Here is a 13,705-nt window from a genome sequence, read left to right as displayed (position 1 = left end):
AGGGAGCAGCTCAATACCTTGCTGCGTAAGCAGGGAAATTCGGGATTGACACAACTGCGCATAGTGTATATATTACATATATACACTAAATACATAATACACAAAGGAAGCTGATGCTGCTGCATGAATATCTTGATATCAAGTACATCTGGCGAACCGATCTACGCCCAGATTGTGGGACAGGTCCGCCAGATGATTCTCCAAGGCGAGCTGGTCTCGGGTACGCCGCTGCCGTCGATCCGCTTACTAGCGAAGGAGCTGCAGATTAGCGTCATTACCACGAAGCGGGCTTATGAGGAGCTGGAGCGGGAGGGGCTGATCAATTCGATTGTGGGCAAGGGCTCTTTTGTCTCCGGGGCCGATCAGGAATATATCCGGGAACAGCGGCTGCGGATGGTGGAGGGCAAGCTGAAGGAGATTATTGACGAGAGCAGGCAGCTCGGCATGGAATACGCTGAACTCGCGGAGATGCTGAAGCTGCTCTATGAGGAGGAACAGGAATGAGTAATGTAATTGAGCTAGACCATGTGACCAAGCGCTACGACCGTTTTGAGCTGCGGGATATTTCGCTACCGATCAAGGAGGGCTACATTACAGGGCTGATCGGCCCGAATGGCGCAGGCAAGACCTCGCTGATCAAGTTGATGATGGGGTTAATCTACCCGGACCAAGGCAACATTCTGATGTTCGGCCAGAACAACCAGCAGGACCAGGCGGTTGTTAAGGCGCGTATCGGTTACGTCTCGGATGAGAGCTTCTATTATGAGAATATGACCGTTAAGCAGATGAAGAGTATTATCGCCCCGTTCTATCCCGGGTGGAATAATGATACATATGTGAAGTTTCAGGAGCTGTTCAAGCTTCCACCGGGTAAGAAGATCAAGGATCTGTCCAAGGGGATGAAGATCAAATTCTCCCTCGCTATCGCCCTGTCCCATGGTGCCGATCTGCTGATTATGGATGAGCCGACCTCAGGACTTGATCCGATTTTTCGCCGGGAGATGCTGGAACTGCTTAGTGAACATATCCAGGATGAGAAGAAGTCGATTCTGTTCTCGACTCATAACACTACCGATCTGGACCGGATTGCCGACTATATTGCATTCATTAACGAAGGACGGATTATTTTCAATGAGATGAAGGAGAGTCTGGGCGAACGCTATCTGCTGGTCAAAGGCGGGAAGGAACTGCTGGACCGGGATGTCCGGCGGTGGTTCGTGGGGCTGCGGGAGAACGGGCTGGGCTTCGAAGGGCTGATCAGCAACCGTGCTGAGGGGGAACGTTATTTCAGGGACACCGCAGTCTGCGAGATGCCTACGCTGGAAGAGATTATGTACTATACGGTAAAAGGAAGTGAAGCACATGTATAACTCCATAGCTCTGATCCGTAAAGACTTCATGCTTACCCGGAAGTTCATCCTCCTGCTGATTCCCTATTATCTGATTATGGGTTATATGAACGCTGAAGCCTATACGGTGTTCTCTCTGTTTCCGGCTATGCTGCTGCTCATTAACTCCTGTACCATCGATATGCAGCATAACAATCAGAAGTTTCTGGTTACGCTCCCGGTCCCGAGACAGCGGCTGATTCAGGCTAAATATATGACGCTGATTCCATTCTCCTTGTTCAGCCTGACCTGTACGATTCTGCTGTATCTGGTTGCTTTTACGATGGGCAAGCTGGATGAACCGCTGCGCTGGAGAGAGCTGGGAATAGCTACTGCCGCGTTCCCTTTATTGGCCTCAATTTATCTGCCGCTGTATTACTGGCTGGGACAAAAAGGGATGCAGATCGTCAACTTCATCTTTATAATGGTGATCATGCTGAATTTCACGGCAATTACCAGCTTGTCTAAACGGTTTCCGGCACTTGCCGAATGGATTAGCACTGGCAGATTGGATAATGTCTTGCTTATTGCCATCGGCGTGCTGGCATACCTCGTTATTATCTATAGCTCCTATCTGATTTCGTCCCGGATTTATATGCACAAAGATATCTAGCTTCATTGCCAGTATAAGCTTCATCACAAGAATGACCTCAGCTTCCACACTCCAGTGGCAGTCTGAGGTCATTCTTGATCATACACTCATGGTTCACTTAGCGGAAGTTTCCGCCTTGTTCCAGGTTATCGACGAAGTCCTTAGCTTCCTTCAGGCCCAGATTCCGCGCTTCGCGCATGACCTTGATCGCCTGGATCTTCTTGCCTTCGGCCATCAGCAGGCGGATTCTCCGCTCGAGGTCTGGTGCCAGCTCCGGGTTCTGTACGAACAGGGGAGCCGGGATGTCAGCAGCTCTGCTGCTAGCTGGGGGAGAGTACATTCCTCCGTAAGCATCTCTTTGCGCTAATCGGGACTCTAGCTCGTTCACACGCCTTTTCAGACTGAACACACTCAGCATAAGCAATAGTGCCAGCACCAGAGCCAGAATGGCGATAAGATCGATCGTATCCATATGTTCCATAGGCATTACTCCTTCCCTAATTATCTACTACCCGTAAGAAGAAAGAATGAACACTTCAGACCTGATTGTTGATTGTATCCCCTTAAGCGGGAGCCTACAATGAGTTACAGGAACAGTACACCTCTTGCTTCAACGGTACGCGGATTCCCAATTCATCTATAGGAGTGATCGCAATGGACGAAGCTACACATATGAAGGCGATTCGGATACATCAATTTGGAGGGCTAGAAGAGCTAAGGTATGAGGATGCGCCGATCCCCTCTCCCGCAGCGGACGAGATTCTGATTAAGGTGGCAGGGACTGCGTTCAATGCAGCAGATGTCAAAATCCGCAAGGGCTACCTGCAAGCCTTTTTCCCGCATGAATTTCCTTACATTCCTAACATTGAGGTGTCGGGTACGGTGGAGGCAGCAGGAGCAGAGGTTACGGACTTTCAGCCGGGGGACAGAGTCTATGCTGCGCTCGATATGTCCCGTGACGGCGCTGCCGCAGAGTATGTAGTCACCAAAACGCAGTATGCCGCGCTGGCGCCAGTCTCCCTGGAGCTATCCGATGCAGCTGCGCTGCCGATTGGAGTCTTAACCGCATGGCAGGGGTTATTCGTTCATGGTAACCTGCCGCAGGGTGGGCGTGTGCTGATTGCCGGAGCCGCTGGCGGGGTAGGCAGCTATGCACTGCAATTCGCCAAGCAGCATGGAGCGTATGTCATAGGGACTTCCTCTGCGGCCAGTATGCCAAAGCTTCGGGAGCTGGGGATTGACGAGATTATTGATTACACCAAGGAGAGCGTCACGGACAAGCTAACGGACAAGGTGGATCTGATCCTCAATCTGTCCCCTGAGAGTACCGAGGTGCTCAACACATGGCTGCCGCTGCTAAAAGAGGGAGGAGCGCTGATATCGGCAGTGAATCCTGCGGACGAAGCGCTGGCGGCGCAGCTTAGCGTTAAGGTACATCAGCTGTTTGCACAAGAGGATCGTGCGCTGCTGACGCGGGTTGCGGAGCTGGTGGATGCGGGCAAGCTGAAGCTCTGGATTACTGACCGTCTGCCGCTTACCGAGCTGGCTGCCTCCCATGCTATGAGCGAAGCCGGCAAGCTCCGGGGTAAGGTATTGATTACGATTTAAGCCTTAGCGATCAGAGTCGACTGCATGAATAAGACCTCATTATAGATCACCGCCAGCTCCTCCGGAGTATAAGGCATCCCGCTGTGCAGCCATTCTTCCGTAATTCCGAGAAAAATAGACGCGGAATGCGCAGCGAGATATTCTGGAGGAACCGCCGGGTGGTCGGCAAATACGCCATTCATCTCCAGCTTCCGGTAGAAGCTGCGCTTGATGACCTCCTTGAATTGCCCCGGAAATCCCGCCTCCCCTTTAGCCCCGAGAAATAAGCGGATTCGCTCGCCGTGCTGGTGCAGATACTCAAGGATATGCACCAGGGGCGGATAGGGCAAGCCCTTCAGATAATGCCCGGACATCTCTTCACGTACGATTTTGACAACCATCACCTGCTCCAGACCTGTCAGTATTTCCCGCTGCAGCTGCTCCAGCAGATCGTATTTATCCGTAAAATGCAGATAGAACGTTCCCCTGTTAATATGTGTTCTAAGCGCCAGCTGGCGTACGCTCACCTTGTGAAATCCATCCTGCTCCATGAGCTGGAGGAAGTTATCCTCGATTAAAGCCCGGGTTCCCGCTGACATCCTCTCATGTATATCGCCCATACTGTGTTCGCCTCTTCCGTTAACTGCTGAAACTCTATCTTTTTAAAATAGGATATTTAAAGCCAAAATTCAAATGTAAGCTATGCCAAATTCTTTCCGTTTACCATAAATGAGATTAAATGGTGTATAATTGGGGGAAGGGAGGCGATTGTAATGACTGAATTCTCAAATGGCGGTGGACCCCCTATCTATTCGAATGACCCCGGCGGGCACAAAGCCAACCATGACGTTAATGAACAGAAGCTTCATCGTGAAGGGCCTTTGGGATTATGGCGGCAGATCTCTGATATGGTAATTGCGGTAGGTGTTATTGCTTTGATTGTTGGTGTGCTCATGTGGATTTTTTGATTATAAAAAAAGATGCACTTAAGATTATAACTTTAAGCATGGTCGTCGTTGCGGTGAACATTTGGCCCTCCGGCCGCTGTTGTATTTGGATTTCCTGATTAATTAGAACCGCTTTTCGCGGTAGAAATCCAAATACAAAGGCGGACGCTGCCGCTCCTACAGTTCCAAAATTCTCCTCCGCCACTTTTCCCCTTCAGTCTATTTTCAAGTTCAACCTAGCCAATAACCCCGATCCGCTCTTCCTTCGCAATCAGCCCTTCCCCCGATATTCACTCGGCGTTTGGCCGGTGAACTTCTTGAACTGCCGCATGAAATGGACATCGTTCTCATAACCGCAACTCGCAGAGATCTGGCTGACGGTATACGTGGTGTTCTTCAGTAAATAGGAGGCATGGCCCACGCGGTTAAGGATGATGTCGCTGACGGCCGGAATGCCGAAGATTTGCTTATAGATCTGCTGAAAATAGGACGGGCTCATGTTCATCCGCTCCGCGAGCTGTTCGACAGAATACCAGGTGGAGGGGGAGCTGAGCACTTCATTTCTCAGGTTCAGGAATGAATCATAGTATTTGCTGACCGGCTGGCTGGACTCCACATGATGCCGCATATCGCTAAGCTTCATGAACAGGCAACGAACAATGGAGTTGATGATCTCCTGACGGAAGGTTCCGTTCTGCAGATTCTCCCAGTGAAGCTCGTTCACTTTTCTAGTGATATAGAGCGGGTCATGGGCCTTCATTAAGGTATCCAGCGGCAGCTTCAAGCGGTCAAACCAAGCATCTGCCCCCTCCAGCTCAAAATGGAACCAGTCATGAACCAGGGGAAGCTCCGCATCCTTGTAGTAATAGTGGCTGTCTCTGTTATAGATGATAAAAGTATTCGGTTCAGCATACACGCTCCGCGTCTGAAGCCTCAGCTCCATCTTGCTCCGAAAGAATACGAAGACGTAATCGCCGGAGCCCTCCGGGCGGTCAATCGTCATACCCTCTGGATGAATTACATTCGAACCGCACCGCTTTAGGGTGATCATATACAATTCCACCTTATTGGATGATAGATCAGTCAATCAATAGAATAATTCATTTTCTTTCCCGGGACAAGGGAGTACTCTGTGATAGTGAATATGGAGAATACTTCAGTAACGAGAGAGAGGGCTACAACTGATATGACTAGAACAGCAGCTACGAAATTCTATACCCCGGGCTACCCGAGACCCCAATTTGTCCGCAGCCAGTGGCTGGATCTTAACGGAGAGTGGGATTTCAGCTTCGATGATGACAATGTTGGCGTTGCGGCGCGCTGGATGGATCATTTTCCGGCTACACATATCATTAACGTTCCATTCACCTACGAGACTGCGGCCAGCGGCATGGGTGAGGAGACCTTCCACCCCCGGATCTGGTACCGCAAGCAACTCGTCGTGTCCCCGGCGGTAGAAGGGAAGCGGACGGTGCTGCATTTTGAAGGCGTGGACTATAAGACGGTCTGCTGGGTGAACGGCAGCTATGCCGGAGAGCATGAGGGGGCGTATGCGCGGTTCTCCTTCGATATTACCGAGCTGCTCAGACCGGAGGGCGTGAACGAGATTGTACTGATTGTGAGTGACAGCGACAGCTGTCTCCAGCCCCGGGGCAAGCAGCGCTGGGCGGGCCGGAACCACGACTCTTTCTATGTGCAAACCACCGGCATCTGGAAAAGCGTCTGGCTGGAGCATGTCCATGCTACCCGGCTGGATATAGTGAAAATGACACCCGACATTAACCGCCAAATGCTCCGGCTGGACTATAGCGTACACGGCCTCACAGAAGCACAGGATCTCCGGCTGGAGACGGAAATTACGTTTCAAGGGGAAAGAGTGAATAAGCTTAGCCTGCCGGTAGATAGAGCTTCGATGACCGTGGAGGTCAGCATGATGGGCGGCATTAACGGGCCTTGGCTGCAGAACCTGTGGTCTCCGGGGAACCCGAATCTTTTTGACATCGAGTTCGTGCTGTATGCGGGTGAACAGGAGATAGACCGGGTCGGCTCGTATGTCGGTATGCGCAATATCTCTATCAAGGGCGGCCAGATCCTGCTGAACAACCTCCCGCTGTATCAAAGACTGATCCTGGACCAGGGCTACTGGACCGATAGTCATCTGACCCCGCCGTCAGAAGAAGCGCTGATTCAAGATATTGAAGCGATTATGGAGATGGGCTACAACGGTCTGCGCAAGCATATGAAGGTGGAGGACGCCCGGTTCCTGTACTGGTGTGACGTCAAAGGGGTATTGGTCTGGTCGGAGATGGCGGCTGCTTATGAATATAACGACGAGGCTCTGGAGCGGTTCACCAGGGAATGGCTGGAGGTCGTGCAGCAGCAGTATAATCATCCGTGTATCATCACCTGGGTGCCTTTTAACGAATCGTGGGGGGTGCAGAATATTCTTCATGACGTCCGGCAGCAGACATTTACGGAGGGTATCTATTATTTGACCAAATCTATCGATCCTTATCGTCCGGTGATTACGAATGACGGCTGGGAGCATACCGTGTCCGACATTCTGACGCTGCATGATTATGTGGAGCGGGGAGAAGCGCTATATGAAACCTACAAGGATAAAGACTCTATTACCGGCAGTAACGGCACATATAACGAATGGAAGTTTGCTTTTGCAGAAGGGTACAGCTATCAGGGGCAGCCGGTCATCATCAGCGAGTATGGGGGGATTGCCTTCCAGAGTGAGCACGGCTGGGGTTATGGGCATCAGGTGGATAGCGAGGAAGCTTTTCTGGAGCGGTTCGGCAGTTTGACCCGTGCGATTCAGGCCATTCCGTTCATCTCCGGGTACTGTTATACACAGGTTACGGACGTTCAGGATGAGGTCAACGGCTTAATGACTGCACAGCGCGAGCCGAAGGTGCCCCTGGAGCGGATACGGGAGATTAACCTGCGCCTGGGGATGTAAACTCTTTCAAAAAGCACCGAAGGGGTTGACGAAAGGAGAATATTAAACTATCATTCATAATAGTTACAAAAAATTAATATTTGTCAGGCAGCATTAGCCGGCAAGAAAGGAGACTGAGTTCTTTTTGAAGAGAGGAATCGTGTGGCTTCTGAGTATTGTACTATTGCTATCGTTTGGATCTGAAAAAGCATCTGCGGATGACAGCTCCAGGCTTGACCAAGAGGTTAATGATGTTATGGGAACTCCATATAAATGGGGGGGCACCAAGGCATCTGAAGGGTTTGACTGTTCCGGATTTATAATATACATATTTGGCAAGTTCAACTTAGATCTTCCGAGAACATCCAAGTCGCAGGCAAGTGCAGGCGAATATGTAGCCAAGTCCGATTTACGTCCGGGAGATCTTGTCTTTTTCGACACCGGAGGCAACGGCATCTCGCATGCAGGCATCTATGTGGGCGACAACAAATTTGCACATTCCTCAAGCAATAAGGGCGTTACGATCACCAGCTTGTCATCAGGTTACTATAAAGAACGTTATGTTACCGCCAGAAGAACCATTTCTGAGAGCACGTATCAGAAGATAACTGGCAATTAATTCGATCACTAATCCTTATATTATAAACAAACGGCGACGCTGCCCTGGATCTACCGGGGCGGGTCGCCGTTTTTGGTAGAGGTTTATGACTTGGCTGGCTCCTCGATATACACCATCACCCGCACCAGATAGTCCTCAGGACGCTTCATAACGATCTCATCCAACAGGAATTCCTCGTAAGCATCTCCTTTAATAACATAATGATTCTTGTCAATGTAATCAAAAATCTGCGGATAAATCTTCTCGGTATCCTCATAATCAGCCCGGGTGTAAGACACAAGATAGTAGCCTTCCGGCATATATTCTTGTTCGTGATGCTGTGTAGTGATGAAGCTGAACATATAGGAGATTATATCCCCGTCCCGCCTCAGCAGGTCCTCCTTACATATAATGGCCCCGCCCGGATATCCGGCAGGTGCATTCTCCTTATGCAGACGTTCCTGGAAATCATCCCACAGCTCCTCGTTTAATTCCCGTCTGGATTCGTGAACACGGCAGCTGCGCAGGATCGGCTTCCGTTCTTGGAGGACGACAACCATCCGGCTGGTATCCACATTCAGAGAATGCTCGATATTCTCCGCGCGCTGGAGCATCATTTCCTTGGCCAGGTTGAGCTTCGCGATCTGCTGCTGAACTACCTCCTCCTGCTTTCGCAGAAGCTCCAGGGTACTAAGAGGAGAACGGTGCTCCAGATACGCCCGGATATCCTCCAGCGACATACCCAGCTCCTTGAAAATATAGATCACGCCAATCGTATCGAGCTGGCTGCGGATGTAATACCGGTAGCCGTTGTCAGCTACGAAGGCGGGCTTGAATAGATCAATCTGATCATAGAAAATGAGCGTTTTGCGCGGAACACGGGACAGCTTGGAAAAGGCGCTAATGGACATCAAATCATTCTTAAGCATAGCCATCTTAATCTCCTTCGAAATAACGGGTTGACTGTATAGTTACTATACAGTTTATAATAACCTCTGTTCTTACGGTTAATCAACTTGTTCACAACAAAGAAGGAGAATGCTTATGATCAGGAAGTTATTGCAAAGTGTGCGGGAGTATAAGAAGGATACATGGCTGACCCCTATATTTTTGCTTGGAGAGGTTGCCATGGAGGTGCTGATTCCCTTGCTCATGGCTGAGTTAATTGACCAGGGTATTACCGGGGGACAGATGAACCAGATCGTGAAGTATGGTCTGATCCTGATCCTGTTCGCTCTGGTCTCCATGGTATTCGGCGCACTTGCCGGTAAACACTCGGCCACCGCGATGTCTGGCTTCGGACGAAATCTGCGGGAAGACCTGTTCCGTCATGTGCAGCGGCTGTCCTTTTCCAATATGGATAAATTCTCGACCTCAGGAATTGTCACCCGGCTGACCACGGATATAACGCATGTGCAGAATGCATTTCTTATGATTATTCGCATTGCGTTCCGCAGCCCGGTGATGATTATTTTTGCAACGATTATGACCTACAGGATCAGTCCTACCATCGCGGGGTGGTTTGTAATCGTTATTCCTGTGCTTGCGGCAGGGATGATGCTCATTTTGAAGTTTGCCTTCCCGGTCTTTGAACGTGCCTTCGACAGCTACGACGCTCTGAATAAGGTTGTTCAGGAGAATGTCCGAGGAATTCGGGTGGTCAAATCCTATGTGCGGGAGGAGCATGAGGTATCCAAGTTTCAGGAAGTATCGCAGAGGATTTTTGCGCAGATGGCAAAAGCAGAACGTATCTTGGCCTATGAGCTGCCTCTTATGCAGGTGGTTCTGTATAGCGTGATGCTGATCATCTCCTGGATCGGAGCCAAGCTCGTGGTGGGCGGCAACATGACGACCGGAGAGCTGACAGGCGTATTCGCTTACTCCATGCAAATTCTGATGAGCCTGATGACGCTGGGGATCGTGATCGTGATGGTGGCGATTGCCCGTGCTTCTGCCGGACGTATCCATGACCTGCTGGATGAACAGCCGGACATCACAAGTCCGGGTTCCCCGGTAACTGAACTGCATACAGGCGAGGTGGAGTTCCGTAACGTGTCCTTCCGTTACTCCAGTAAGGCCAAGAAGGATGCATTATCCGGGATCAACCTGCATATTCGCTCGGGACAGACGATTGGCATTATCGGCGGGTCGGGCAGTGCCAAGTCCACATTGGTGCAGCTCATTCCGCGTCTCTATGATGTCACCGAAGGCGAGGTGCTCGTTAGCGGAACGAATGTGAAGGACTATGATCTGCATGTGCTGCGGAGTCAGGTCGCTATGGTGCTGCAGAAAAATGTACTGTTCGGCGGCTCCATCAAGGATAATCTGCGCTGGGGGAATGAAGCGGCTACCGACGAAGAGCTGATCGACGCCTGCAAGGCTGCACAGGCCCATGAGTTCATCACGTCGTTTCCTGACGGATATGATACCCGGCTGGATCAAGGGGGGACGAATGTATCCGGCGGGCAGAAGCAGCGGTTATGTATTGCCAGAGCTTTACTGAAGAAGCCCAAAATCCTGATTCTGGATGATTCGACCAGCGCAGTGGATACACGCACAGATGCACTAATCCGGACCGTGTTCAAGGAGAGTATTCCGGATACGACCAAGATCATTATTGCCCAGCGGATCGCATCTGTGGAAGATGCAGATCAGATTATTGTGCTGGATGACGGGGAGCTGGCGGATATCGGGACGCATCAGGAGCTTTTGAGCCGGAGTACGATCTATCAGGAAGCTTACAACACACAGACGAAGGGAGAGGAAGCACAGCATGAACAACATTAATTATGGCAGAACGATTAAGCAGCTCCTGGCCTACTTCAAGCTCTTCAAGTTCAGAACCGCTCTGGCCCTCCTACTGGTGCTGGTAAGTTCTGCGGTATCTGTAGCTTCCGCTACGTTCCTGAGACTGCTCATCGATGACTTCATCACGCCGCTGCTTGGCGATCAGCATCCGGTATTCGACGCCTTGTTCCAGGCACTAGCCATTCTAGCTGTCATTTATGCCGCCGGTGTCCTCAGCACATTTATCTCCAAGCGGCTGATGATTACAATCTCACAGCTCATTATGAAAAGAATCCGTGACCATCTGTTTGCTCATATGCAGAAGCTGCCGATTAAGTACTTCGACCGCAAGGAGCACGGTGACATTATGAGTCATTACACGAATGACGTAGATACACTGAATATGATGCTTACAGACGGATTGCCGCAATTGCTGTCTACGGTTGTGACGGTCATAGTGGTGCTGGGCACGATGCTGTATCTGGATGTCCCGCTGACGATTGTAGTGGTATTAGGCGCATTGGTGATGCTATGGATTACCAAGAAAGTAGGGGGAAAAGCGACACACCACTTTTTCGAGCAGCAGGAATCTATCGGCGCACTAGACGGATATATCGAAGAAATGATTCACGGGCAAAAGGTAGTGCAGGTATTCGGCCGTGAAGAGCGATCCATCGAGCAGTTCGCACAGCTGAATCATGAACTATTTGAGAATTCCACGACAGCCAACAAGTATTCCAACATTCTGATGCCGGTGAATGCCAACTTGGCTACCTTAATCTATGTGCTGGTGGCAATAGCGGGTGGGGCCATGTCGATATCCGGCTGGAATGAAGGCTTGACGCTGGGAAGTATTGCGGCGTTCCTGAGCCTGTCCCGTAACTTCACGATGCCGATTGCTGAAATCTCCTCCCAGATCAATATGTTCGTGGTGGCGCTTGCGGGCGCACAGCGGATCTTCAACCTGATGGATGAACAGCCGGAAGAGGACGAGGGACGTGTGACCCTGGAGCAAGATAAGCAGGGCTCAGGATGGGCATGGAGGCTGGAGGACGGCTCTGCCGTAAGGCTTGCCGGGAAGGTGGAGTTGAAGGATGTGTGCTTCACGTATGACGGGAAGAAGCAGGTGCTGCAGGAGATTACTTTATATGCGAAGCCTGGGCAAAAGCTTGCTTTTGTAGGCGCTACAGGGGCCGGAAAAACGACCGTGGCCAACCTGCTGAACCGCTTCTACGATATCACGCAAGGCGAGATCATCTATGACGGCATCAATATACAGCGTATCCGCAAAGCGGACCTGCGCCGGTCGCTTGGTATCGTTCTGCAAGACACGCATCTGTTCTCCGGCACGGTGGCCGATAATATCCGCTATGGACGGCTGGAAGCCACTGACGAGGAGATTATGCAGGCCGCCAAGCTGTCCTATGCCTCGAGCTTCATCGAACGCTTGCCGGACGGATACCAGACTCAGCTGGACGGGAACGGGAATGGGCTGTCACAGGGCCAAAGCCAGCTGCTGGCGATTGCCAGGTCAGCCATTGCCAATCCGCCGGTGATGATTCTCGATGAAGCAACCTCATCCATCGATACGCGGACAGAAGCGCTGGTACAGAAGGGGATGGATAATCTAATGGATCACAGAACCGTGTTCGTCATCGCCCACCGCCTGTCCACCGTAAGGAATTCCGATGCCATCATGGTGATGGACAAGGGCCAGATCATGGAGCGCGGGGATCACGGGGAGTTGATCTTACGGAAAGGCATTTACTATCAGCTGTATACAGGAGCGTTTGAATGGGATTGAGTACATCAACCCAAGTTCAAAACCTTCACCAGCAGGAAGCCTAACCCGGACAGAAGGATTGATCCGATCAAGCCGGCTCCGAAGGCCTTGAGGCCCATGCGTCTAAAAGCAGCCAAATCTACGTTCAGGCCGAGTCCCGCCATAGCCATTGCCATGAGGAAGTACGCAACGAGTACAAGCTTACCCGTGAATTCTTCAGGGATGATCTGCAGAGTATTGACGGTGCTCATTAGCAGGAACCCCAGGATGAACCAAGGAACCGGTACAGATCTCCAATTGGAGGGTCCGGTCTCCGGGTTCGCCTGCCGCTCCTTGCGGTTGGCCCAGATTCCGATGAGTATAGCAATCGGCACCAGCATGGTGACACGCGTTAATTTGACGATGACTGCCAGATCAACCGCCTGCTTGCCGGCTGGCCCGGTTGCTGCAATGACATGAGCAATTTCATGGAGGGTGGCCCCTGAGAAGATGCCGTAGCCCAGTGGAGTCAAGTTAAGGAAAGGGTAGAGCAGGGTATACGCCAGTGTAAAAAGAGTGCCTAAAATCGCAACGGTTGCCGCGCTGATCGCCGTCTCCTCGTCACTTGCTTTGAGCTGCGGAGCGATGGCTACTACCGCTGCCGCTCCGCAGATCGCCGTGCCGCAGGCCGTCAGCAGTCCCAGTCTGTTTTCTACCTTGAACAGTCTCGCAAGCACAAGCACCGTACAGATTGTGAACCCAATACAAACCAAGGCGATCAGCAGCACCTTGGGGCCAGCCTGAAGGATATCCTTCAGGCTAAGCCGCATGCCCAGCAAAATGATGCCATACCGCAGGAGCTTTTTGGAGGTAAAGGAGATGCCGGGTGTTAAATAACTTGGAACGCCTAGCGTTGCTCTCCAGATCATTCCGAGCAGGATGGCTATTACTAATTGCCCCATAATGCTCAAGAAGGGGAAGATAGATACGTATTTGGCGAACAGGGCCAGCATTAGAGGCAAAGCGATACCGAGCGCAAACCCCAGTTTTTTCTTTTCCTCCATGTGTACCGCGAGTTGTGGATTCATCGAAGTCAC

Annotated in this window: 14 protein-coding genes; 9 read left to right on the top strand and 5 right to left on the bottom strand. The window is 51.1% G+C overall.

Annotated elements, in window-relative coordinates; translation table 11 throughout:
• Positions 1-123 precede the first annotated feature (123 nt).
• Genes ACFSX3_RS23705 through ACFSX3_RS23695 form a run of 3 tightly spaced genes read left to right on the top strand, consistent with a single transcriptional unit; the run spans position 124 to position 2,001 of the window.
• Positions 124-504, top strand: coding sequence for a GntR family transcriptional regulator (locus ACFSX3_RS23705; protein ID WP_209990105.1), 381 nt, complete (start codon positions 124-126; stop codon positions 502-504).
• Positions 501-1,370 (top strand): ABC transporter ATP-binding protein, encoded by an 870-nt coding sequence (locus ACFSX3_RS23700; RefSeq protein ID WP_209990108.1) that lies wholly within the window; start codon positions 501-503, stop codon positions 1,368-1,370. The genes ACFSX3_RS23705 and ACFSX3_RS23700 overlap by 4 nt, the downstream gene beginning before the upstream one ends.
• On the top strand, positions 1,363-2,001 hold the full coding sequence (locus ACFSX3_RS23695; RefSeq protein WP_209990111.1) for an ABC-2 transporter permease: 639 nt from the start codon (positions 1,363-1,365) through the stop codon (positions 1,999-2,001). The genes ACFSX3_RS23700 and ACFSX3_RS23695 overlap by 8 nt, the downstream gene beginning before the upstream one ends.
• A 97-nt stretch (positions 2,002-2,098) precedes the next feature.
• Here the strand turns inward: ACFSX3_RS23695 and ACFSX3_RS23690 are convergent, their stop codons facing one another.
• Positions 2,099-2,461, bottom strand: a complete 363-nt coding sequence (locus ACFSX3_RS23690; RefSeq protein ID WP_379256475.1) for a ribosomal protein L7/L12 — start codon at positions 2,459-2,461, stop codon at positions 2,099-2,101.
• A gap of 173 nt (positions 2,462-2,634) precedes the next feature.
• Between ACFSX3_RS23690 and ACFSX3_RS23685 the strand changes: the two genes are divergently transcribed.
• Positions 2,635-3,588, top strand: a complete 954-nt coding sequence (locus tag ACFSX3_RS23685; protein ID WP_209990114.1) for an NADP-dependent oxidoreductase — start codon at positions 2,635-2,637, stop codon at positions 3,586-3,588.
• Here ACFSX3_RS23685 and ACFSX3_RS23680 read toward each other — a convergent pair.
• Positions 3,585-4,187, bottom strand: coding sequence for a TetR/AcrR family transcriptional regulator (locus tag ACFSX3_RS23680; RefSeq protein WP_209990117.1), 603 nt, complete (start codon positions 4,185-4,187; stop codon positions 3,585-3,587). The genes ACFSX3_RS23685 and ACFSX3_RS23680 overlap by 4 nt on opposite strands.
• Before the next feature lie 153 nt (positions 4,188-4,340).
• Between ACFSX3_RS23680 and ACFSX3_RS23675 the strand changes: the two genes are divergently transcribed.
• Entirely contained in the window at positions 4,341-4,535 is a 195-nt protein-coding gene (locus ACFSX3_RS23675; RefSeq protein WP_209990120.1) for a hypothetical protein, read from the top strand.
• A gap of 250 nt (positions 4,536-4,785) precedes the next feature.
• Here the strand turns inward: ACFSX3_RS23675 and ACFSX3_RS23670 are convergent, their stop codons facing one another.
• Positions 4,786-5,565, bottom strand: coding sequence for a helix-turn-helix domain-containing protein (locus ACFSX3_RS23670; RefSeq protein WP_209990123.1), 780 nt, complete (start codon positions 5,563-5,565; stop codon positions 4,786-4,788).
• A gap of 135 nt (positions 5,566-5,700) precedes the next feature.
• Here ACFSX3_RS23670 and ACFSX3_RS23665 point away from each other — a divergent pair, with 135 nt between their 5' ends.
• Together ACFSX3_RS23665 and ACFSX3_RS23660 are read left to right on the top strand one after the other, a co-directional pair.
• Positions 5,701-7,482, top strand: a complete 1,782-nt coding sequence (locus ACFSX3_RS23665) for a glycoside hydrolase family 2 protein (protein ID WP_209990126.1) — start codon at positions 5,701-5,703, stop codon at positions 7,480-7,482.
• A gap of 124 nt (positions 7,483-7,606) precedes the next feature.
• The gene (locus tag ACFSX3_RS23660) at positions 7,607-8,080 is read left to right on the top strand and encodes a C40 family peptidase (protein ID WP_209990129.1); all 474 of its coding nucleotides are present in this window, start codon (positions 7,607-7,609) and stop codon (positions 8,078-8,080) included.
• Between the two features lie 83 nt (positions 8,081-8,163).
• Here the strand turns inward: ACFSX3_RS23660 and ACFSX3_RS23655 are convergent, their stop codons facing one another.
• Positions 8,164-8,994, bottom strand: coding sequence for a MerR family transcriptional regulator (locus ACFSX3_RS23655; RefSeq protein WP_209990131.1), 831 nt, complete (start codon positions 8,992-8,994; stop codon positions 8,164-8,166).
• A gap of 109 nt (positions 8,995-9,103) precedes the next feature.
• On the opposite strand from ACFSX3_RS23655, the gene ACFSX3_RS23650 reads away from it, so the two are divergent.
• Together ACFSX3_RS23650 and ACFSX3_RS23645 are read left to right on the top strand one after the other, a co-directional pair.
• On the top strand, positions 9,104-10,846 hold the full coding sequence (locus tag ACFSX3_RS23650; RefSeq protein ID WP_209990134.1) for an ABC transporter ATP-binding protein: 1,743 nt from the start codon (positions 9,104-9,106) through the stop codon (positions 10,844-10,846).
• Positions 10,833-12,650 (top strand): ABC transporter ATP-binding protein, encoded by a 1,818-nt coding sequence (locus tag ACFSX3_RS23645; protein ID WP_209990138.1) that lies wholly within the window; start codon positions 10,833-10,835, stop codon positions 12,648-12,650. The genes ACFSX3_RS23650 and ACFSX3_RS23645 overlap by 14 nt, the downstream gene beginning before the upstream one ends.
• Before the next feature lie 5 nt (positions 12,651-12,655).
• Here ACFSX3_RS23645 and ACFSX3_RS23640 read toward each other — a convergent pair whose 3' ends face one another.
• Complete coding sequence (locus tag ACFSX3_RS23640) at positions 12,656-13,696, bottom strand: YeiH family protein (RefSeq protein ID WP_209990141.1); 1,041 nt, start codon at positions 13,694-13,696, stop codon at positions 12,656-12,658.
• Positions 13,697-13,705: the final 9 nt, after the last annotated feature.

This window comes from Paenibacillus rhizoplanae (assembly GCF_042684125.1).
Classification (GTDB): domain Bacteria; phylum Bacillota; class Bacilli; order Paenibacillales; family Paenibacillaceae; genus Paenibacillus_AQ; species Paenibacillus_AQ rhizoplanae.
Note: the sequence above shows the minus strand (reverse complement) of the source record. Positions and strands in the feature narration are given on the sequence as shown.

What these genes read in the sequence shown, in the direction of transcription:
- ACFSX3_RS23705 (WP_209990105.1), top strand. Translation starts at nt 124, where the DNA reads ATGAATATCTTGATATCAAGTACATCTGGCGAACCGATCTACGCCCAG.
- ACFSX3_RS23700 (WP_209990108.1), top strand. Translation starts at nt 501, where the DNA reads ATGAGTAATGTAATTGAGCTAGACCATGTGACCAAGCGCTACGACCGT.
- ACFSX3_RS23695 (WP_209990111.1), top strand. Translation starts at nt 1,363, where the DNA reads ATGTATAACTCCATAGCTCTGATCCGTAAAGACTTCATGCTTACCCGG.
- ACFSX3_RS23690 (WP_379256475.1), bottom strand. Translation starts at nt 2,461, where the DNA reads ATGGAACATATGGATACGATCGATCTTATCGCCATTCTGGCTCTGGTG.
- ACFSX3_RS23685 (WP_209990114.1), top strand. Translation starts at nt 2,635, where the DNA reads ATGGACGAAGCTACACATATGAAGGCGATTCGGATACATCAATTTGGA.
- ACFSX3_RS23680 (WP_209990117.1), bottom strand. Translation starts at nt 4,187, where the DNA reads ATGGGCGATATACATGAGAGGATGTCAGCGGGAACCCGGGCTTTAATC.
- ACFSX3_RS23675 (WP_209990120.1), top strand. Translation starts at nt 4,341, where the DNA reads ATGACTGAATTCTCAAATGGCGGTGGACCCCCTATCTATTCGAATGAC.
- ACFSX3_RS23670 (WP_209990123.1), bottom strand. Translation starts at nt 5,565, where the DNA reads ATGATCACCCTAAAGCGGTGCGGTTCGAATGTAATTCATCCAGAGGGT.
- ACFSX3_RS23665 (WP_209990126.1), top strand. Translation starts at nt 5,701, where the DNA reads ATGACTAGAACAGCAGCTACGAAATTCTATACCCCGGGCTACCCGAGA.
- ACFSX3_RS23655 (WP_209990131.1), bottom strand. Translation starts at nt 8,994, where the DNA reads ATGGCTATGCTTAAGAATGATTTGATGTCCATTAGCGCCTTTTCCAAG.
- ACFSX3_RS23650 (WP_209990134.1), top strand. Translation starts at nt 9,104, where the DNA reads ATGATCAGGAAGTTATTGCAAAGTGTGCGGGAGTATAAGAAGGATACA.
- ACFSX3_RS23645 (WP_209990138.1), top strand. Translation starts at nt 10,833, where the DNA reads ATGAACAACATTAATTATGGCAGAACGATTAAGCAGCTCCTGGCCTAC.
- ACFSX3_RS23640 (WP_209990141.1), bottom strand. Translation starts at nt 13,696, where the DNA reads ATGAATCCACAACTCGCGGTACACATGGAGGAAAAGAAAAAACTGGGG.